The 20,068-nt window shown below is 70.4% G+C and carries 19 protein-coding genes; 8 read left to right on the plus strand and 11 right to left on the minus strand.

Annotated elements, in window-relative coordinates; translation table 11 throughout:
- Positions 1–182: 182 nt before the first annotated feature.
- Both ACFFQA_RS28485 and ACFFQA_RS28490 read right to left on the minus strand, forming a co-directional pair.
- The gene (locus ACFFQA_RS28485; protein ID WP_377858866.1) at positions 183–680 is read right to left on the minus strand and encodes a GNAT family N-acetyltransferase; all 498 of its coding nucleotides are present in this window, start codon (positions 678–680) and stop codon (positions 183–185) included.
- Positions 677–1,210, minus strand: coding sequence for an AAA family ATPase (locus ACFFQA_RS28490; RefSeq protein ID WP_377858869.1), 534 nt, complete (start codon positions 1,208–1,210; stop codon positions 677–679). Before ACFFQA_RS28490 ends, ACFFQA_RS28485 begins: the two co-directional genes overlap by 4 nt.
- Positions 1,211–1,230: 20 nt before the next feature.
- Between ACFFQA_RS28490 and ACFFQA_RS28495 the strand changes: the two genes are divergently transcribed.
- Complete coding sequence (locus ACFFQA_RS28495; protein WP_377858872.1) at positions 1,231–1,989, plus strand: alpha/beta fold hydrolase; 759 nt, start codon at positions 1,231–1,233, stop codon at positions 1,987–1,989.
- A 270-nt stretch (positions 1,990–2,259) separates the two neighbouring features.
- On the opposite strand, the gene ACFFQA_RS28500 is transcribed toward ACFFQA_RS28495, so the two are convergent.
- Both ACFFQA_RS28500 and ccrA read right to left on the minus strand, forming a co-directional pair.
- A complete protein-coding gene (locus ACFFQA_RS28500) occupies positions 2,260–4,071 on the minus strand; it encodes a coiled-coil domain-containing protein (protein WP_377858874.1) in 1,812 nt (603 codons plus the stop codon).
- A gap of 113 nt (positions 4,072–4,184) precedes the next feature.
- Positions 4,185–5,516: a crotonyl-CoA carboxylase/reductase gene (gene ccrA, locus ACFFQA_RS28505; RefSeq protein ID WP_377858877.1), complete on the minus strand. Its 1,332-nt coding sequence runs from the start codon at positions 5,514–5,516 to the stop codon at positions 4,185–4,187.
- A gap of 260 nt (positions 5,517–5,776) precedes the next feature.
- On the opposite strand from ccrA, the gene ACFFQA_RS28510 reads away from it, so the two are divergent.
- The 3 genes from ACFFQA_RS28510 to ACFFQA_RS28520 all read left to right on the plus strand — a co-directional run bounded on the left by ACFFQA_RS28510 (position 5,777) and on the right by ACFFQA_RS28520 (position 9,218).
- Entirely contained in the window at positions 5,777–6,136 is a 360-nt protein-coding gene (locus tag ACFFQA_RS28510; protein WP_377858880.1) for an SPW repeat domain-containing protein, read from the plus strand.
- Between the two features lie 66 nt (positions 6,137–6,202).
- Complete coding sequence (locus tag ACFFQA_RS28515; protein ID WP_377858883.1) at positions 6,203–6,760, plus strand: TetR/AcrR family transcriptional regulator; 558 nt, start codon at positions 6,203–6,205, stop codon at positions 6,758–6,760.
- A 97-nt stretch (positions 6,761–6,857) separates the two neighbouring features.
- Complete coding sequence (locus ACFFQA_RS28520; protein WP_377858885.1) at positions 6,858–9,218, plus strand: penicillin acylase family protein; 2,361 nt, start codon at positions 6,858–6,860, stop codon at positions 9,216–9,218.
- A gap of 200 nt (positions 9,219–9,418) precedes the next feature.
- Here the strand turns inward: ACFFQA_RS28520 and mce are convergent, their stop codons facing one another.
- Positions 9,419–9,865, minus strand: coding sequence for a methylmalonyl-CoA epimerase (mce, locus tag ACFFQA_RS28525; protein WP_377858887.1), 447 nt, complete (start codon positions 9,863–9,865; stop codon positions 9,419–9,421).
- Between the two features lie 149 nt (positions 9,866–10,014).
- Here mce and ACFFQA_RS28530 point away from each other — a divergent pair, with 149 nt between their 5' ends.
- The 4 genes from ACFFQA_RS28530 (at position 10,015) to ACFFQA_RS28545 (ending at position 13,926) form a co-directional block, all read left to right on the plus strand.
- Positions 10,015–11,202, plus strand: a complete 1,188-nt coding sequence (locus ACFFQA_RS28530; RefSeq protein WP_377858888.1) for an acetyl-CoA C-acetyltransferase — start codon at positions 10,015–10,017, stop codon at positions 11,200–11,202.
- Between the two features lie 11 nt (positions 11,203–11,213).
- Positions 11,214–12,182 (plus strand): methylmalonyl Co-A mutase-associated GTPase MeaB, encoded by a 969-nt coding sequence (gene meaB, locus ACFFQA_RS28535; protein ID WP_377858891.1) that lies wholly within the window; start codon positions 11,214–11,216, stop codon positions 12,180–12,182.
- Between the two features lie 137 nt (positions 12,183–12,319).
- Entirely contained in the window at positions 12,320–12,550 is a 231-nt protein-coding gene (locus tag ACFFQA_RS28540) for a hypothetical protein (protein ID WP_377858894.1), read from the plus strand.
- Positions 12,551–12,660: 110 nt separating this feature from the next.
- The gene (locus ACFFQA_RS28545) at positions 12,661–13,926 is read left to right on the plus strand and encodes a DNRLRE domain-containing protein (protein ID WP_377858897.1); all 1,266 of its coding nucleotides are present in this window, start codon (positions 12,661–12,663) and stop codon (positions 13,924–13,926) included.
- Here the strand turns inward: ACFFQA_RS28545 and ACFFQA_RS28550 are convergent.
- From ACFFQA_RS28550 to ACFFQA_RS28575, 6 genes are all read right to left on the minus strand, one after another.
- Positions 13,923–14,729 carry a TRADD-N-associated membrane domain-containing protein gene (locus ACFFQA_RS28550; RefSeq protein WP_377858900.1) on the minus strand — a complete coding sequence of 269 codons (807 nt, stop codon included), beginning with the start codon at positions 14,727–14,729 and terminating at the stop codon, positions 13,923–13,925. The two genes, ACFFQA_RS28545 and ACFFQA_RS28550, sit on opposite strands and share 4 nt — an antisense overlap.
- A 186-nt stretch (positions 14,730–14,915) precedes the next feature.
- Entirely contained in the window at positions 14,916–15,908 is a 993-nt protein-coding gene (locus tag ACFFQA_RS28555; RefSeq protein WP_377858902.1) for an ABC transporter substrate-binding protein, read from the minus strand.
- Positions 15,909–15,946: 38 nt separating this feature from the next.
- Positions 15,947–16,987: an ABC transporter permease gene (locus ACFFQA_RS28560; RefSeq protein WP_377858905.1), complete on the minus strand. Its 1,041-nt coding sequence runs from the start codon at positions 16,985–16,987 to the stop codon at positions 15,947–15,949.
- Between the two features lie 79 nt (positions 16,988–17,066).
- The gene (locus tag ACFFQA_RS28565) at positions 17,067–17,825 is read right to left on the minus strand and encodes an ATP-binding cassette domain-containing protein (RefSeq protein WP_377858908.1); all 759 of its coding nucleotides are present in this window, start codon (positions 17,823–17,825) and stop codon (positions 17,067–17,069) included.
- Between the two features lie 2 nt (positions 17,826–17,827).
- On the minus strand, positions 17,828–18,871 hold the full coding sequence (locus tag ACFFQA_RS28570; protein WP_377858910.1) for a class I mannose-6-phosphate isomerase: 1,044 nt from the start codon (positions 18,869–18,871) through the stop codon (positions 17,828–17,830).
- Positions 18,868–19,851 (minus strand): LacI family DNA-binding transcriptional regulator, encoded by a 984-nt coding sequence (locus ACFFQA_RS28575; protein WP_377858913.1) that lies wholly within the window; start codon positions 19,849–19,851, stop codon positions 18,868–18,870. The genes ACFFQA_RS28570 and ACFFQA_RS28575 overlap by 4 nt, the downstream gene beginning before the upstream one ends.
- Between the last annotated feature and the right edge of the window lie 217 nt (positions 19,852–20,068).

Genomic DNA, 20,068 nt, shown 5'->3' on the forward strand with positions numbered 1-20,068 from the left:
CCGGCTGCGGATCAGATAATGCGGACATCCTGGGATGAGACAGGGCGAACAAGCGCAGATCAGTATGGATCGGACGCGTGTCAAGCTATAAGTGGCGTTCCCATCCCGATGCCACCGTCGACTGGGCCCTGCCGACGTCGTCAAACCCCACTTTTCAAGGCATTTCAGGATTAAACGCTCTCTTAGACCACGTCCCGAAAGACCACAGCGGGAGCGCCTTCCAGCTCCGTCTCCCCGAGCAGCACGAAGCCGATCTTCTCCGCGACCCGGATCGCCGGAACGTTGTCGTGCTTGGTCATGATCAACACAGGCTCGTCGGGACGGCTCTCCCGCGCCCAGTCCACCGCGGCACGCGCCATCTCCGGGGCGTAGCCCTTCCCCCACGCCGAGGGACGGAAGCGGTAGTACAGGTTCAGCGCGGCCGTCCCGTCGAAGACGTGCGTCCGCAGACCGCCGAAGCCCACCACCAGCCCCGACTCCCGCTCCACGATCGCGCAGTAGCCGAAACCGTGCTCCACCCAGTGCGCCATCCACGCCTTGAGATCACGGGTGGCGCGCTCCTCGTCCGCCGGACCGAGCGGGTTGAACCGGTTCGTCTCCGGATCGGAGTGGATCTCCAGCATCGCGGGCAGGTCCTCGGCGGCGGGCCGCCGGAGCAGGAGTCTCGCTGTCGTGATCACGCGAGCAGGCTCTCTTCGCGGCGGCGGAGGATCTCCTCGACCGTCTCCGCCGGAGTCTGGTTCGAGGTGTCCAACCACAGTCCCAGTCGAGGCGTCTGCTCGTGCAGGATCTTGTTGAGCGCCGTCACCGCCCAGATGTCGTAGCCGGACTTGTTCCTGGCGGCCTCGCGCTGGTGGACCACCTCCGGAGTCGGCGCCAGCACCACCAGGTGCACCTGCCGCCCCCGCAACGCGTCCAGGTAGTCCTTCAGCACATGGCCGATGATCACGTCCTCCGCGACCGTGGCGAACCCGGCGTCCTGGAACGACATCGCCAGCGTCGCGGCCTGCCGGTACCGCAGCCGCAGCTGGTCGAGCGCGTCCTCCGAGGGCTCAGGGCTCATGTCCACCCGCCCGGAACGCACCATCTCTCGGACGAGATCACCCTCGACGAACGCGCTGCGGGGGAAGGAGTCCGCGAGCAGCCTGCCGATGGTCGACTTGCCGCTCGCCGAGATTCCGGTCAACACGAACAGTGGTGTCTCATTCACCCGAGGCAGGATAGGTAGCCATGAGTGTCAACGACACCGAATATCGACCCGCGCTGGTGCTGCTGCACGCGTTTCCGCTGGACTCGCGCATGTGGGACGCGGTGCGCGCGCCGCTGGAAGCACACTTCACGGTGATCACCCCGGACCAGCGCGGCCTGGGTGCGCGTCCGCTCGGCACCGCGCCCGTGCCCAGCCTCGACGTCGTGGCCGCCGACGTGCTCGCGCTGCTGGACTCGATGGGGCTGGAGCGGGTGGTCCTCGGAGGCATCTCCATGGGCGGCTACGTGGCGATGTCGCTGCTGCGCCAGGCCCCCGGGCTCGTCGAGAAGCTGATCCTGGTCGACACCAAGGCGGTCGCCGACACCGCACAGCAGCGCGCCGGGCGCTTCGCCATGGCCGAGCGCGTCGAGGCCGAGGGCACCGGTTGGGTGGCCGACGCCGTGCTCGACGGCCTGATCGGCGCGAGCACCCACGCCGACCGGCCGGACGCCGTGCGGGCCGCGCGAGCCTTGATCGACGCGCAGTCGGCGGAGGGGATCGCTTGGGCGCAACGGGCTATGGCCGCTCGGCCGGACTCCACGGAGCTGTTGCGCGGATTGGCCGTGCCCACGTTGGTCGTAGTGGGGGAGCAGGACTCGCTCACGCCGCCGAGCGCCGCGCGGGACATGGTGGACGCACTGCCCGACGCCTCGCTCGCGGTGCTGCCCGCCTCCGGTCACCTGACACCGATCGAGCGGCCCCGCGAGTTCGCCAAGATCGTCCTGGACTGGCTGACCTAATCCGCGTCCCGATGCCCCAAGTCGCCGCCGCCCCCGCACCCCCGTGCGCGCGTGGGCCAGCTGGCGTGGTCGGGGTTTTCGCGTTTTGTCACCTAATTGCGCAAAAGAGCGCTCTCATTTCGCATCAAGGTGACAAAACGCGAAATGGGGGGCACGTGGGTGAGGGCGCCGGGGGTGGTGAGGTGGTGTAGCCACGTGCAGGACAGCGACTAGTCCGCACATGACGGTGCCGGGCGCGTGAGGCGCCCGGCACCGGTCGTTCCGCTTCGCTCAGCGCTGCCGTTGCGGCGGCTTGCCCGAGGACTTCGGCGGCTGCTGCTTGTTCTGCTGCTGGTTCGGCATGACCTGCGTCTGCTGCTGGGGCGGGCGCTGCTGCCCCTGCTGCTGGCCCTGCATCCGGTTGGTCGGCGCCTCCATCGCGGGCATCGGCCGCTTGAACTGCTGTGTCGGCGGGTCCAGCGGTGGCGCCGAGCCGGTCGGCTTCGCCTTCGACGGCGGCACGCCCTGCGCGGGCTTGTTCTGCTGGCCCTGCTGCTGAGCCTGCTGCGGTCCCTGCTGCTTGACCGCCTGCGTCTGCCCCTGCTGCTGGGGCTGGTTCGGCCGCGCCTGGGTCTGCTGGGCCTGGTTCGGCTTGGCCGGGTTCTGCTGGGGCTGTGCCTGCTGTGCCGGGGCCTGCTGGGACGGGGCTTGCTGGGGCTTGGCCTGTTGGGGCTTGGCCTGCTGCGAGCCGGGCTGCCCGGGGGCCGGGTGCGGCGGCAGGGCGGGCTTGTTCAGCACGTCCTGCTCGTCCTCGGCCTGGTCCAGGATCGGCTTGGCGTCGGCGAAGGCCGTGTGCACCGCGTCCAGCTCGCCGCCGACCCCGCTGAGCACCGAACCCAGCTCCGTGTCGCTCTTGCCGGTCGCATCGCCGAGCTCGGTGTCCAGGTCCGTGCGCATCGTCTCCAGGCGCGAGACCAGCTCCGTGCGGGCGGCCTCCAGCTGCGTCTTCAGCTCGCCGCGGGCCTTCTCCAGCCGCGTCTTGAGCTCCGTGCGCAGCGTGGCGAGCCTGGCCTCCATCGACTTGAGCTGGTCGGCGACCTGGATGCGCAGCGTGCGCAGCTCCTGCACCCGTGAGGTCGCGTACTCCACGCGGCGGGTCGACTCCTCGGTCGCCTCGCGCACCAGGCGCTGCGCCTCCGCGGTCGCCTCGCGGACGCGCCGCGCCGACTCCTCGGTGGCCTCCCTGATCCGCTTGGCGGCGTCGTCGACCGCCTCGGTGCGGCGGCGCTTGGCCTCCTCGGTCGCCTCGAAGAGCCTGCGGCTGCTCTCGTCGGTGGCCTCGCGGACCAGGCGCTTCGCCTCGACCGTCGCCTCGCCGACGCGCCGGGTGGCGTCCTCTGTGGCGTCCAGGACCCGCTTGTTCGCCTCCTCGGTGGCCTCGCGGACCCTGCGGTCGGCCGCGGCCTTGCTGGCCGCCTCCGTCTCGGCGAGCGCGTGCATGGCCTCGGCGCGGCGCGAGGCCATCGCGATCTCGAAGTCCTCCTCGACCTGCTTGCGCTTGGCCAGGGAGACCGCGTCGGCCTCCTGGCGCGCCTGCTCGGCCTCGTCGGTGATCCGCTTGGCCTCGGCGCGCGCGGTGTCGAGCACGTTCTGGTGCTCGGCCTCCATCTCCGCGCGCCGGTTGTCCAGCTCGGTGATCAGCTGCTCGTAGCGCAGGCGCAGACCGGCGGCGTCCTTCTCCGCCTTGGCCTTGATCTCCCGACCCTCGGCCTGGGCGCGCGCCCTCGTCTCACCCGCCTCGTCCTGAGCCAGGCGCAGCATCCGCTGCAACCGCTCACTGAGGCCCTCAAGGGTTGTCGGCGGCTTGGAGAGCCGGTCGACCTGACCCTTGAGGTCCTCGATCTCCGAACGCGCCTTCTCCAGCTGGCGCGCCAGATCCGCCGCCTGGGAGACGGCTGCGTCGCGATCCGCTGCGAGGATGCGAAGGTCCGAGTCGAGCCGTTCGAGGTGCTCCTCCACCTGGGCGCGGTTGTACCCTCCGCGCTTCACGATGTCGAAGCCTGACCCCAGCGGCACGAGCTCGCGGTCATCGGCAAGGCCCATGACATCACGCTACCCGTAGTCGGGAGAAAACTTCAGACCCCCACCGGTGCGTGCGCGGAAAAACCAGGAGGTTCCCGACGACTGTCCACTGTGACCAGTCGAGGGGAAAGCGTTCACACGCCCCGGAAACGGTTGATGGCGTCGATGTGGGCCGCGCGGAACTCCGCGTCCCGGACGCCGAGGCCCTCCTCAGGCGCCAGGCACAGCACGCCGACCTTGCCCTGGTGGACGTTGCGGTGCACGTCGTAAGCGGCCTGGCCGGTCTGCTCCATCGAGTAGACCTTGGACACCGTCGGGTGCACCGCGCCCTTGGCGACCAACCGGTTGGCCTCCCACGCCTCGCGGTAGTTCGCGAAGTGCGAGCCGACGATCTTCTTCAGGTGCATCCACAGGTAGCGGTTGTCGTAGCTGTGGTTGAAGCCGGAGGTGGATGCGCAGGTCACGATCGTGCCACCGCGCTTGGCGACGTAGACGCTGGCGCCGAAGGTCTCCCTGCCCGGGTGCTCGAAGACGATGTCGGGGTCGTCGCCACCGGTCAGCTCGCGGATCTTGGCGCCGAAGCGCTTCCACTCGCGCGGGTCCTGCTCCTCGTCGTTCTTCCAGAACTTGTAGCCCTCGGCGGCGCGGTCGATCACCAGCTCCGCGCCCATCTTCCGGCAGATCTCCGCCTTCTCCGGGCTGGAGACCACGCACACCGGCGTCGCGCCGCCGTTGAGCGCGAACTGCGTCGCGTAGGAGCCCAAGCCCCCGGAGGCTCCCCAGATCAGCACGACGTCGCCCTGCTTCATGTCCGCGCCGTTGCGCGAGACGAGCTGCCGGTAGGCGGTGGAGTTGACCAGACCGGGGCTGGCCGCCTCCTCCCAGCTGAGGTGCTTCGGCTTCGGCATCAGCTGGTTGCTCTTGACCAGCGCCAGCTCGGCGAGGCCGCCGAAGTTGGTCTCGAAGCCCCAGATCCGCTGCTCCGGGTCGAGCATGGTGTCGCTGTGCCCGTCGGGGTGCTCCAGCTCGACGTTGAGGCAGTGCGCGACGACCTCGTCCCCGGGCTTCCAGGCGTTGACCCCGGGGCCGGTGCGCAGCACGACGCCGGCCAGGTCGGAGCCGACCACGTGGTACGGCCGGTCGTGCCGCGCGGCGAGCTCGGAGGTGCGCCCGTAGCGCTCCAGGAAGCCGAAGGTGGACATCGGCTCGAAGATCGATGTCCAGACGGTGTTGTAGTTGATCGCGCTCGCCATCACCGCGACCAGGGCCTCGCCCGGACCGAGCTCCGGCGTCCGCACCTCGTCGACGTGCAGCGAGCGGCGGGGGTCCTTCTCCTTGCTCGGCAGCCCGGCGAACATGTCCTGCTCGCTCGCGCGCACCGTGACGCCCCGGTAGCTGTCCGGCACCGGAAGGGACGCCAGCGCGTCGAGCTCGTCGGCGAGGATCGCGTCGAGGATCTTCTGCACGGGAGACCTCCATGTGGTGGGCGACACATCAACGGCGTTCATACCCGCAGGTGGGCCGGAGGTTACTGGCGAGTAATCGATCCAGCGCGGCGGCTGTGAGGCACCGCACTCCGGAATCCCCCGAATGCGGGGCGCTCATGCGCCGACCGCGACAGGGCGACATCTTGACCGGGCGGCCAACCAAGGCGGATCATCGAGATGGGCGCCCACCGTGCAGGGCGTGCGGGCGCCGCAGGTCCTACGCGGACGGAGGTGGCGTGATGGCCAAAGCGTGGACACGCTGGCAGGACTGGGCAGCCGTCGTACTCGGTGTGCTGCTGATGCTGACCCCCACGTGGTCCGAGACGACGAGCCGGGCGATGTGGACGATGGTCGTCTTCGGCGCACTGCTGGGTCTTGCCGGCCTCTGGTCGCTCGCGATGCCCGGTTCGGTGGCAAGCGAGTGGACGCACATGGTGCTCGGGGCGCTGGTGTTCATCGCCCCGTGGGCCATGGGGTACGCGGACATGACGGGCGCGGCCTGGACGTCGTGGGTCGTGGGCGTCCTGGCGATCGCCGTCGGTGCCGCCGCACTGCCCGCGGCGAGCTCCGCACATCAGGGACTGGCCGGATCGCACTGATCCGACCGCTACGGTGGCGCGGGCGGAGTCGGCCGCCCGCGCCCTTTCTCGTCGTGAGGACGGTGGATGTCGGCAAGGGAACGGATTCTCGACGCGGCGGAGGAGCTGTTCGCCGAGCTCGGCTTCGACGCCACCCCCACTTCCCGGATCGCCGAGCTGGCCGGAGTTCCCAAGGGGCTGGTGCACTACTACTTCCGCCGCAAGCCCGACCTGCTGGCGGCGTTGGTGCGGCGGCTGCCGGAGGACCCGGTCGACGTGACGGCGGTCGTGGTGCCCGGCGATGTCGAGCAGAGCCTGCGCCGCCTGGTCGCGGTGCTCGACGCCCGGCTGGACTCCACCCCGTTGCTGAGCCACCTGCTGTGGCGCGAGTCCGACACCCACGAGGCGGTGCGCGAGGCGATGCGCGGCCGCTTCGACCGGATGGTCCAGGAGATCCGCGCCGTTCTGGTCGCCGCCCGGCCGGACGCGCCGGGTTCGGCCGATGTGGACAGCGCGGCGGAGCTGCTCGGGCTCGCGGTGAGCTACCGGCACTCGGTCGCGCGGCACACTCCCGACTGGTCGGAGCGCGGTAACCGGATGGAGCGCGAGGTCGCCTTCATCGCCAAGGCCCTGCGGGGGATGTAGCCCGCCGTCCTCGAATCCCTGTTCTGCCCTTCGTCCGCCGTGGCCGCGCGGGTACCAAGTCCCCAGGTGTTTTGTCCGATTCGCTGGGGGCGATGTCGTGAAACGAGCTCTGCGGTTGCTGCTGGCGGCGATGATCACGGCGGGGCTGCTCTCCCCGGCCGCGTCCGCCGCCGCCCCGGTCACCTTCCCCGTCGCGGGACTCGACCTCCCGGTGCGGATGGTCGTCGACAAGTGGGGCGTCCCGCACATCTATGCGCTGAACACCGATGACCTCTACCTCGCGCAGGGCTTCAACGCGGCGCGCGACCGCCTGTTCCAGATCGACCTGTGGCGCAAGCGCGGCCTCGGCCGCCTCGCCGAGTCGCTGGGCCCGAGGTGGGCGGAACAGGATCGCGCGGCGCGGCTGCTGCTCTACCGGGGCGACATGGACCGCGAGTGGGCCTCGTACGGACCGCGGGCCAAGCGCGTCGTCACCCAGTTCGTCAACGGCATCAACGCGTACGTGGACTGGCTCGGCCAGAACCCGGGCGCGCTGCCCGAGGAGTTCCGCAAGCTCGGCTACCAGCCGTCGAGGTGGGAGCCGGAGGACGTCGTCCGGATCCGCAGCCACGGCCTGGTGGTCAACCTCTTCAGCGAGGTGCTGCGGTCGATGAGCACCTGCTTCACCGGTGACGTCAACTCCGACCGCGTGCGCGCCGCGCTGGAGCCGGCGCGGACGCCCGTGGTCCCCGACGGTCTCGACCCGTGCGCCGTCGCGGAGAACGCGGGGCAGCTGATCGACGTCTACCTCAAGGGCACCCAGGCGGTGACGTTCTCCGGCGACCAGGTGACCGTGGACGCGCGGCGGCGCGAGGGCAGCAACAACTGGGTCGTCGGCCCGAGCCGGACCGCTACCGGCAGGCCGATCCTGGCCAACGACCCGCACCGCGCGATCCCCGCGCCCTCCGGCCGCTACATCGCGCACCTGTCCGCGCCGGGCATCGACGTGATCGGCGCGGGTGAGCCGGTCCTGCCGGGCATCTCCATCGGCCACAACGGCACGGCGGCGTTCGGGTTGACGATCTTCTCGATCGACCAGGAGGACCTCTACGTCGAGCAGCTCGATCCGGCTGACCACAACCGGTACCGCTTCAACGGCTCCTGGGAACAGGTCCGCACGGTGAAGGAACGGATCGTCGTCAAGGGCGAGGCCGCGCGCGAGGTAGAGCTGAAGTTCACCCGCCACGGCGCGGTCCTGCACACCGACGAGGAGCGGCACCAGTCGTACTCGCTGCGCAGCGTGTGGTTCGAGCCAGGCACCTCGCCGTACCTGGGCAGCCTGAAGTACTTGGGCGCCAAGAACGTCCAGCAGTTCCGCGACGTCATGCGCACCTGGGGCGGCCCGCCGGAGAACCAGATCTACGCGGACACCAAGGGCGACATCGCCTGGTTGCCTGGAGGGCTCGCGCCCAAGCGCGCCGGCTTCGACGGCCTCCTCCCGGTCCCCGGCGACGGCCGCTACGAGTGGGGCGGCTTCCTCGACGGCGAACAGCTGCCGCGCGCGGTGAACCCGGCCCAGGGCTTCGTGGCGACGGCCAACGAGATGAACCTGCCCGCGAACTTCCCCCACGGCGTCGGCTACGAGTGGGCGCCCCCGTTCCGTTCGCAGCGCATCCACGAAGTGCTCGGCGCGTCCACGCGGTTGACCGTCGCGGACTCCGTGAAGCTCCAGAACGACCAGCTGTCGTTGGAGGCCCGTCGCGCCATCGGCGCACTCGCCGACCTGACCCCGGCCGATCCCGTTGCGGCGCAGGCGTTGCGGACCCTGCGCGGGTGGGACCACGTGCTCGGCGCGTCCTCCGGGCCGGGCGCGCTGTTCGAGGTGTGGCGCGACAAGCACCTCGGCGGCGCACTGGTCGCGGCGATCGCCCCGGCCCTCGCCCAGCTCGGCCAGGCTCCCGACCCGCAGGTGGTCGTCGACGTGATCGAGAACCCGCGGCGGTGGCTCGGCGAAGACGCGGTCGCCAGGCGCGACAAAATCGTGGAGACGACGTTGGCGGCGGCGTGGGCGGACGTGTCCCGCCGCCTCGGCCCCGCGCCGGAGAAGTGGCAGTGGGGAGCGTTGCACCGCACGCAGTTCACCCACCCGCTGTCGGGCATCTCCACGCCGTCGGAGCAGGCGCGGCTGAACGTCGGCCCGTTCCCGCGTGGTGGCTCGGCGGACACGGTGGACTCGGCGTCGTACTCCGCGAGCTTCACGCAGAACTCAGGGGCGTCGTTCCGGATGGTGCTCGACGTGGGCGACTGGGACGAGTCCCGGGCGGTGAACACGCCGGGCCAGTCCGGCGACCCGGCGAGTCCGCACTACCGCGACCTGGCGCGGTTGTGGAGCAAGGGCGAGTCCTTCCCCCTGCTGTACTCCCGTGCGGCCGTGGAACGCAACGCCGCCCACGTGATCGTCCTGGTGCCCCGTCGCTAGCGGGCGTGGTCGGGGTTTTCGCGTTTTGTCACCTTATTGCGCAAAAGAGCGCTCCCATTTCGCATCAAGGCTACAAAACGCGAAATAGGGGGCGCGCGGATGTGGGCAGGGATGCGGCTGACCGGCGTGGCGCGTCAGTGAGGTTCTCGATGCAGATGCCGCCGAGTGGCTGACAACCGGATGGTGCTGTGGGGCGAGTGTCAGTGGCCGGGGGCGGGCTGGACGAGCTCGATGAGGACGCCGCCGCCGTCCTTCGGGTGCACGAAGTTGACCCGGCTGTCGGAGGTGCCGCGCTTGGGGGCGTCGTAGACCAGGCGCACGCCCTTCGCCTTCAGCGCGGCGCAGGCGGCGTCGATGTCCGTGACGCGGTAGGCCAGCTGCTGCAGGCCCGGCCCTCGCTTGTCGAGGAACTTCGCGATGGTCGACTCCGCGTTCAGCGGGGCCAGCAGCTGCACGGCGGTGCCGACACCCGTGTCGCCCGGCGCGCGCATCATCGCCTCGCGCACGCCCTGCTCGGCGTTGGTCTCCTCGTGCGCCAGCTCCAGGCCGAAGGTGTCCCGGTAGAAGGCGATGGCGGTGTCCAGGTCGGGCACGGCGACGCCGACGTGGTCGATGGCCGTGACGAACGACTGCAGCTCCGAGTGCATGGGTGGAGAGTAGGGCCCATCGAGTGGTGGCACCTGTGCATCGGCTCACAAACTTCTGTATCGGGTACTGGCGGTATGGTCCGCTCGGACCACAAGTCCCCGCACTGTCCCGATGGCGCCACAGGTGTCGCCGCTGCTGGAGGTTCGAAGTGACTAGTTCCGTGATCGTGGCGGGCGCCCGCACCCCGATGGGCCGGCTTCTGGGATCGCTGAAGGACTTCTCCGGCGCGCAGCTCGGCGGCATCGCGATCAAGGCGGCGCTGGAGCGCGCGGGTGTCGCGCCCGAGCAGGTGCAGTACGTGATCATGGGCCAGGTGCTCACCGCGGGCGCCGGGCAGATCCCGGCCCGCCAGGCCGCCGTCGCCGGTGGCATCCCGATGAACGTGCCCGCGCTGACCGTCAACAAGGTGTGCCTGTCCGGCATCGACGCCATCGCGCTCGCGGACCAGCTGATCCGCGCCGGTGAGTTCGACGTCGTCGTCGCGGGCGGCCAGGAGTCGATGACCCAGGCCCCGCACCTGCTGCCGAAGTCGCGGTCGGGCTACAAGTTCGGCGACGTGACCATGGCCGACCACATGTCGCTCGACGGCCTGTTCTGCGCCTTCGACCAGGTCGCCATGGGCGCTTCCACCGAGAAGCACAACGCCCGCTACAACCTGACCCGCGCCGAGCAGGACGAGTTCGCCGCGCGCTCGCACCAGCGCGCCGCCGCCGCTGCCGAGAAGGGGATCTTCGCCGAGGAGATCGCCCCGGTGTCGGTTCCGCAGCGCAAGGGCGACCCGGTCGTTGTCAGCTCCGACGAGGGCGTGCGCGGGGACACCACCGTGGAGACCCTGGCCAAGCTGCGCCCCGCCTTCGCCGCGGACGGCACCATCACGGCGGGCTCGGCGTCGCAGATCTCCGACGGCGCCGCCGCTGTCGTGGTGATGAGCAAGGCGAAGGCCGAGGAGCTGGGCCTGAGCTGGATCGCCGAGATCGGCGCGCACGGCGTCGTCGCCGGGCCGGACGCGAGCCTGCACGAGCAGCCGTCGAACGCGATCAAGGCCGCTTGCGCGAAGGAGGGCATCGCGCCCGCCGACCTCGACCTCATCGAGATCAACGAGGCGTTCGCCGCCGTCGGCGTCGTCTCCGCCCGCGAGCTCGGCGTCGCCGAGGACAAGGTCAACGTCAACGGCGGCGCCATCGCGCTCGGCCACCCGATCGGCATGTCCGGCGCGCGGATCCTGCTGCACCTGGCCCTGGAGCTCAAGCGCCGCGGCGGTGGCGTCGGCGCCGCCGCGCTGTGCGGTGGCGGCGGCCAGGGTGACGCGCTCATCGTCCGCGTGCCCAAGGCGTAGGCCCGTAGCCGGTGCCCCGCCCCGTCGACGTCGGCGACCTGGTCTCTCGCGCTCGCGAGGGCCAGGCGCGGGCGGTCGCGCGGCTGATCTCGCTCGTCGAGGACGCCAGTCCGCACCTGCGCGAGGTCGCCGCCGCGCTCGCCCCGCACACCGGCCGCGCCCAGGTCATCGGGCTCACCGGCTCCCCGGGCGTCGGCAAGTCGACGACCACCTCCGCGCTGGTCGGAGAGCTGCGCAAGCGCGGGAAGCGGGTCGGCGTGCTCGCCGTCGACCCGTCCTCCCCGTTCTCCGGCGGGGCGTTGCTCGGCGACCGCGTCCGGATGCAGGACCACGCGCTGGACCCCGAGGTCTTCATCCGGTCCATGGCCACCCGTGGTCACCTCGGCGGTCTGTCGTGGGCGACGCCGCAGGCGCTGCGCGTGCTCGACGCGGCGGGCTGCGACGTGGTGCTGATCGAGACGGTCGGCGTCGGGCAGTCCGAGATCGACGTGGTCTCGCTGGCCGACACCACCGTCGTGCTGCTCGCCCCGGGCATGGGCGACGGCATCCAGGCCGCCAAGGCGGGCATCCTGGAGGTCGGCGACGTGTTTGTGGTGAACAAGGCCGACCGTGACGGCGCAGACCGGACTGTGCGCGAGCTCAAGCACATGATCTCCTTGGGGCGCAAGGAGATCCAGGGAGCGATGTGGCGGCCGCCGGTCGTGAAGACGGTCGCGGCGCGTGCCGAGGGGATCGACCTGGTCGCCGAGGCGATCGACGCTCACCACGGGTGGATGGCCGATCGCGGTGTGCTGGAGCAGCGCCGCCGCAAGCGGGCGGAGAGCGAGATCGAGGCGATCGCGCTGGAGGTGCTGCGCTCGCGCTTCGGTGACGTGCGCGGCGGGACCGCGTTGGAGCAGCTGGCGAAGCGGGTCGTCGCCGCGGAGATCGATCCCTTCGTCGCGGCCGATGAACTACTGGCATCGCTCGATCGTGTGTGATGATCGGGTGATGACGTCCTCTCGAAAGGCCCATGGCGCGTAAGTCGCCCGCGCGGCTTCGATATGAACGACCGCGCCACGAGTCCGTTCCCGTAGTCCCAGGTTTGTCGGTGCGGGGTCGTATTGCCGTAGCCCGCATGGAGAACGACCGGTTCTGGCCGGGCGCCACCGCCGAGGCGCTCCAGTGCTGGCAGGACTTCGTCGCCACCCCGGGACACCGCATCTGGCGTCCGACGGGGTGCGAGCTGCCGTGTTGCCCGAACCCGTACGAGCTCAGACCGGTGCTCGACGCCGTGGTGGCCGTTCTGCCGCCGCGGGACGCGCGCGAGATTCGCCGCCGGATTGCCGAAATTGATTCGCACTGGTGAGTGCGGGTGTTTGCCCAATGCCGGTTCCGCCATATCGGGTACTAACCCTTGACGCCGCTCCGTCGTTAAGTTTTGTAGGGACCCATTTCCGACTCGGATGGAATCACCGAATGACTGTGTCGCGGGGCAAGGGTTTCCTGGCGATCGCGACCGTGGGGCTGGCGTGCGCGCTGACGTCGCCCGCGGTCGCCGACACCAGCGCCGAGGAGCGGACGGCGCTGTCGGCGGCGCGGCGGACCGGGCAACCGGTCGAGCTGGCCGACGCCACGGGCTCGCACTCCCGCACAGTCGCCGAGCCGGGCGGCACCCTCACCACGACCCGATCAGTCCACCCGGAACGCGTGCGCACTCCGGCGGGCTGGGTTCCGGTCGACACCGCGTTGCGCTCCGTGCCCGACATCGGTGTGGTCCCCGGCGCGGTCGCGCTCGACCTGCGGCTCTCCGCCGGTGGCGACCAGCCGTTGCTGCGGCTCGCCGACGCCGGTCGGAGCGCCGAGCTGCGCTGGCCGGGCCGGCTCCCCACCCCGGAGCTCGACGGCAACACGGCCCGGTACCGGCAGGCATCGCCGGGAGTGGACGTGGTGGCACGCGTCCAGGCCGACGGCGTGCAGCTCACGGTCGAGGCCGCCGAAGCGAGGTCCCTGCGCTTCGGCCTGACCACCACCGGGGTCAAGGTCCGGGATCGTGACGGTGTTCTGGAGTTCGTTGACGGCGCGGGGCAAGCGCCGTTCGCGGCCGGGACGCCGTGGGTGAGGGTGCCGCGCGGCGGAGCGCAGCAGGAGGCGGTGCGCGTCAAGGCCGCCTACGCCGCGACCGCCGACGCGGTCGAGGTGCGCGTGCCAGATGGGCTGAGCGGGCCCGTCGCGCTGGAGCTGCCCTTCACCGGGCCGAAGCCGAACTGGACGATGGTCGACGCCGGTTTCCCGACGGTGCCGTACTGGAACTCCGCGGGCCCGGCGAAGGTCGGCACCTACGACGCGGGCGAGCACCGGCTGCGGTCGTTCTTCGTCTTCGACACCACCGGCCTCAAGGGCCGGGAGATCGTCTCGGCGTCCGTGGAGGGCATGGAGAACTGGGCGTGGTCGTGCGTGCCGAAGCCGGTCGAGCTGTGGCGGACCGGGCCGGTCGGCAAGACCACGAACTGGGACACGCAGCCGGAGTGGCAGGCCAAGCTGGCGACGCTGTCGGTGGCGAAGGGCTACAACTCCACGTGTCCTGCGGGGCCGGTCCGCTTCGACGTCACCGGGCTGGTCAAGGAAGCGGCGGGGCAGGGACTGCCGATGGTCACCGTCGGCCTGCGGGCCGCCGATGAGCTCGACAACCACCACTGGAAGCGCTTCGAGAACAACCCCACGTTGACCGTGACGCTGCGCTAACCGGCGGGTTCGCGGTCCGAGAGCTCCAGCGAGGTCTCCGGCTCCTCGGCGGACGATGGCGGCCTCGGCGGCGGGGGAGTGACGGGCGGCTCGTCGTGGTGTTCGCCGAGCAGCCGGATCACCTCGGCGGGTGAGGCGTCGGGGAAGACGGTCTGCAACGCCACCACCGCGTGCACCCGCTCGCGCATCCACGGGTCGCCGAGCTGGGTGCTCAGCCGCAGGGTCTCCCGGATCAGTTCGGTCCGGCGCACGTTGACGCACAGGTTCTCGAACTGGTCGGCCGCCTCACGGGCGGCGATCGCGGAGATCACGTAGAGCAGCCCGGCGAAGAGCGAGGGGACCGCACCGGCCAACGCCGTGACCAGCCCGGCGTTGGGGGCGTCGCCGATGGCCAGGAACAGGCCGAGGAACACCAGCACCAGGCCGATCGCGCCCGCCGCCGTCGAGGCCCAGAAGCTGGTGCGGGCCCTGGTCAGCGCCGCGTGCTGGCGCTGGAGGTGCTCGTCGACCTGCTTGGCGGTCACCTCGGCCTTGTCCGCGAGCAGCCCGAGCCAGCCCTGGTCGGTGTTCGGGTCCTCGGCCAGCTCGCGCTGTTTGCGGTGCGCCTTCTGCTTGAGGTCCTGGGCCTGCGCGGTCATCCGCATCCCGTCCAGCAGCGAGCGCTCGCCGTCGTCCAGCGAGGAGCGGCGCACCCGCCACACCGCGTAGCCGATGATCGCCACGGCCACGGCGGCCGTCGCCGTCCCCAGGATGGCTACTAAGTCACCCGTTGCGTCATCAGCCGCCGCCAGCAGTCCGTACACGGTGGCGAGCGTAGTAAGCCGTTCGGTGCTCGTGATCGCCTTTTCGGAGGAAAGGTCGTCACTCGTTAGCGAGTTGAGGCGTTGCTTCCCGTGTCCACCCCGCACCCCGAACGGCCATTCGCGGGCTTATGGACGTGTTCGGAGCTGCCGAGAGGTCCATAAGCCCGCGAATGGCGGGGAAAGGTGTCAGCAGGACTGCTTGTAGAAGTACTGGGACTTCGACTGCATGTCGTCCTTGGTGAGGGCGACGAGGTCGGTGGCGATGTCGCGGGTGACCGTCTTGCCCTCGATCGCCGCGATCGCCTGCTGGACACCCTTCGCGCCGATCGTGGCCGGGTCCTGGGCGATCAGGGCCTGGACGCCGCCGTTGCGGAGGTCGTCGACCTGCTTCGGGCTGGCGTCGAAGCCGACCAGCTTGACCGCACCCTGCTTGTTCGCGTTGCGCAGCGAGGTCGCCGCGCCCTCACCGGTGTTGAGGTTGGTGGCGAACACGCCCACCAGGTCCGGGTTCGCCGACAGCGTCGCCGAGACGCGCTGCGCCGCCACCGACGGCTCGTTGTCGGTGTACTGCTGGCCGAGGTACTTCAGGTTCGGGTACTTCTTGATCTCCGCCTCGAAGCCCTTGGCGCGGGCGTCGGTGGTGGAGGTGCCCGCCTTGGTGTTGAGCACCAGCACCGAGCCCGTGCCGGAGCCGACCAGCTTGGCCAGCGTCTGCGCGGCGAGCTGGCCGCCCTGCTCGTTGTTGGAGGAGATCGAGGACTGCGCGACCGACTTGTCCTCCAGCGCGGTGTCCACCTCGACGACCTTGATGCCCGCGCCGGTGAGCTGCTTCATCGGCGCGGCGAGGGCCTTGGTGTCGGTCGGCGCGATCAGCACGCCCGCGGGCTTGGTGGCCAGCACGCCGGTGACGATCGGCGACTGGAGGCTGGCCTCGAACTTGTCCGGCTCCTGCGTGTTGAGCTCGTAGCCGGACTTCTTCGCCTCCGCCTCGGCGCCGCAGCGCATCGAGATGTAGAAGGGCTCCGCCTTCACACCCGTGATCAGCGTGAGCTTCTTGTTGTTCGGAGCGGCCTGCCCACCGCCCCCGCTCTCACCGATCTTGCCGCCGCCGCAGGCGGCCAGCACCAGGGTTGCGGCGACGGCGGCGCCGATCCGGACCACGTTCTTGTTCAGCGGCATTGAAAGTCCCACCTTCTGTGCACTTCGTTGTGCTTGTCCTACCTGCTGTTTCGCGCTTTTCGCCTGACCTGGTCCAGCCAGACCGCCGCCACCAGCACGATGCTCACCGCGATCGGCTGCCAGTACGGCTGCACCCCGATCACCACGAAGCCCTTGGTCAGCACCGCCGGGATGAACACGCCGATCACCGAGCCGAGCACGGTGCCGACGCCGCCGAAGAGGCTGGTGCCGCCGATGACCACCGCGGCGATCGCGTTGAGGTTGTCGGTGGAGTGACCGGAGATCGTCGTCGTGCCGAAGTAGGCCAGCGACATGAAGCCCGCGAGCCCGGCCAGCGCGCCGACGTAGGCGTAGGTCGCGGCCAGGTGGCCGGTCACGTTGATGCCCACGCGCCGCGCCGCCTCCGCGTTGGAGCCGATCGCGTAGTTGTTGCGGCCGAACCTGGTGGTGCGCAACAACCACGCGCCGTGCAGCGCCACCACTGCCGCCAGGATCACCATGTGCGGCACGCCGCCGGTCTGGCCGAAGCCCAGCCAGTCCCGCAGCTGCGCGGGCACCGTGCGCACGTCCGAGCCGCCGGTGAGCAGCTGGGCCGCGCCGAGCGCCGCGCCGAAGGAGCCGAGGGTGACGATCAGCGGCGGGATGTTGGCCTTGGCGATGAGCACACCGTTGAGCAGGCCCCACACCGCGCCGGAGGCCACCGTCGCCAGCAGTCCGACGAGGATCACGCCCGCGCCCGCGCCGGTGGCGTCGCCGCCAGGGCTCATGCCCTCCATCACCTGCGCGCCGACGACCCCGGCGAAGACCAGCACCGAGCCGACCGACAGGTCGATGCCGGATGTGATGATCACGAAGGTCATGCCGACGGTCAGCACCAGCAGCACCGCCGCCTCGATCAGCAGCGTCTGGAAGGTGAACAGCGTGAGGAACGCGTCCGGCCGCATGATGCTGAACACCACGTAGAGCACGAGGAGGACCAGCCCGGTCCACAACGTGTTCGCCGAGACCAGCCTCTTGCCGAAGCTCTCCCGCCCCACGTTCACCGTGGACTCGTAATCCAAAGTGGACGCTTTACTCATGCCGTCCCTCCCTGCGCCATAAGCCCGCGAATGGACCGGTTTCCGGGGTGTGAGGCGTCCATGAGCCCGCGAATGGCGGTCATGCGGCGTCCTCCTGGGTGAGGGCGCCGGTCATGGCGCCCACCAGGTTCTCCAGGGTGGTGTCGGCGCCGGTGAGGCGGGCGACGCGTTTGCCCAGGCGGAGGACTTCCACGCGGTCGGCGACGGCCTGGACCTCGGGCATGTTGTGGGTGATCAGCACGACCGCGATCCCGTTGTCCCGTACGCGTTTGATGACTTCCAGGACGCGCTCGCGCTGGACCACGCCCAGGGCCGCGGTCGGCTCGTCCATGAAGACGACCTTGCTCGCCCACGCCACCGCGCGGGCCACCGCGACGCTCTGCCGCTGGCCACCGGACAGCGAGCCGATCGGCACGTCCAGGCTCTGCAGCGTCACGCCGAAGGTGGTGAACCGCTCGGCCGCCTGCTTGCGCATCTCGGCCTTGTCCAGCATGCCGAGCGCGCCGAGCAGACCCTTGCGCTTGATCTCCCTGCCCAGGAACAGGTTCGCCGCCGGGTCGAGGTCCGGGGCGACCGCGAGGTCCTGGAAGACCGTCTCGATTCCCATCCTGCGCGCGGTGGTCGGCGAGTCGAAGCTGACCGGCTTGCCCTCCAGCAGGATCTCGCCGGAGGTCGGCTGCTCGGCTCCGACGAGGCACTTGACCAAAGTGGACTTCCCGGCACCGTTGTCGCCGATCAGCGCGACGACCTCACCGGCGTCGATGGAGAACGACGCGCCGCGCAGCGCCTCGACCGAGCCATAGCTCTTGGTGATGTTGCGTGCTTCCAGCAGAGCCATGGTCAGCTCGCCTCCCAGGTCTCCGGCGCTGGCGGACGGCACCGGACGAGCACAAGGCCACCGTCCACTTGCGACGATCCAGCCGAGTGCGGCACCACGAGCGTGTCCCCGCGCCGAACAGCGACCGTGCCGCCGTGCTCGGTGCGCAGGGTTCCGTTGCCCTCCAACGCGACCAGCACCGCGAAGCTCGGGTCCAGGTCCACCGCGGAGTCCGCGTGGATGCGGTCGGCCTGGAAGAACGGCGCTGCCTGCTCGGTGAACAGCGGTACGACCGGGGAGCGCTGGTCCGCGGTGCGCATGACCAGACCGTCCAGCCGGGAGCCGGCCCAGCCGTCGCGGTCAACGCAGCGCAGCGCCGTCTCCCAGCCGATGGCCAGGTGCGCGCTCGGGTCGCCGGGCTCGGCGAAACCCGTCCACTCCAACAGGACCGAGAAGTCCGTCGGCTGCTGGAGCTCGACGATGAACACGCCCTCGCCGATCGCGTGCGGCAGACCGGCGGGCACGAACACGGTGTCCCCCGGCTTGACCGGGATCGGGTTCAGCGCGGCCAGCATCGCCTCGGAGTCCTGAGTGGACACCCAGGTCGCGACCGTGGCCTCGTCGACGTCGTCGCGGAAACCCGCGTAGACCGTGGGGTTCGGGCCGCTGGTGCCGACGATCACCCACGCCTCGGTCTTGCCGTGACGGCAGCCGAGGTGGCTCCTGGCGAAGGAGTTGGACGGGTGCACGTGCACCGGCAGGCGCTGGCCCGCGTCGAGCAGCTTCACCAGCAGGGCGGTGTCGTCGCCGAAGGCCGTGGCGTGCTCGGCCCCGACCCAGCCGGTCGGGTCGGCGCTCACCGCGTCCCGCAGCAACCTCCCGTCGGGCAGCGTGCTGAGCCCTGCGCGCGGCTGGCCGAACAACGTGGTGATCGAGGCGACCCAGTCCTCGGGGCCCCACACCGCCGCGTCCGCGGCACCACGCAGGTCGGCGATCGCGGCGCCGCCCCGGTAGAACCGGTCCGGCTGGTTGGCCGCGAGCGTCACCGCGGGCAAAGCCGTCGTCACGGACTTACCTCCCCTGATCCTCTTGCCACCAAACGGGCTGGGAGAACAACCCGGCGCGGTGGCGAACTGTCACCTTCGAGGCGCGCGAACAGCAGCTCGGCCGCTGCCCGCCCGAGCATCGACGCGTCGTGCTGGACCACCGTGATCGGTGGGTTCAGCAGGTCCGCCAGCTCGAAGTCGTCGAAGCCGACCAGCGCGGGACGCGTCGGCCGGTGGTAGAGCACGCGCAGCATGTGCACGGTGATCCGGTTGTTGCCGCTGACCACGGCGGTCGCGGGTTCCGTACCGGACAGCGCCCGGTCGAGCAGCCCGGCGATCCCCGCCTCGGTGTGCGGGCCCATGAAGACCAAGTCCTCGCCGTAGCGCACCCCGGAGCGCGCGCAGCCCTCGCGGAAGCCGCGCAGCCGCTCGCTCGCGGTGAAGATGTCCGGCGCGTCACCGAAGAACGCGATCCGTCGATGTCCTTGTGCGGCAAGGTGTTTGACCGCTTCGGCGGTGCCACCGATGTTGTCGACGAGCACGGTGTCCGCGACGACGTCGCCCGCGGGGCGGTCCACGAACACCACCGGCATCCCGGCCTGCATCTCCGGGACGAGGTAGCCGTGCTGCATGCCGGCGGGGACCACGATCAGGCCGTCCACCCGGCGGGCGCAGAACTCCAGCGCCAGCTCGCGTTCCCTGCCGGGGTCCTCGTCGGAGGAGCCGGTCAGCACCTGGCGCCCCTGGCTGCGCGCGACCTCTTCCACGGCGCGGGTGAGCACCGAGTAGAAGGGGTTCCCGACGTCCTCCAGGATCACCCCGAGCGTGCCGGTCGATGAGCCCCTGCGCAGGTTCCGCGCGGACAGGTTGCGCCGGAAACCGAGCCGCTCGATGGCGGCGAGCACGCGTTCGGCGGTGGCCGGGTGCACCCCGGGCTCGTCGTTGACCACCCGCGAGACCGTCTTGATGCTCACCCCGGCGAGCCGCGCGACGTCGCTCATGGTGGCGCGTCGTACGCGACGGGAGCCGGATCCAGACAACGTTGTCATCGGGGCGAATCGAACAGGCCGCCTCAGCGCCTTGTCAACACTCCTGGCCGAAGTTGTCACGACCGGAGTAGGGGCCGGCGGTCATCTTGATCGGTGCGGACGCCTGACCCGGCCGCAACGTGGCCAGCCTGCGACGTTACGACATTCGGCCCAGTCTCATGGCCTTGTC

Origin of the sequence: Allokutzneria oryzae (assembly GCF_042429765.1) — a bacterium.
Taxonomy (GTDB): Bacteria; Actinomycetota; Actinomycetes; order Mycobacteriales; family Pseudonocardiaceae; genus Allokutzneria; species Allokutzneria oryzae.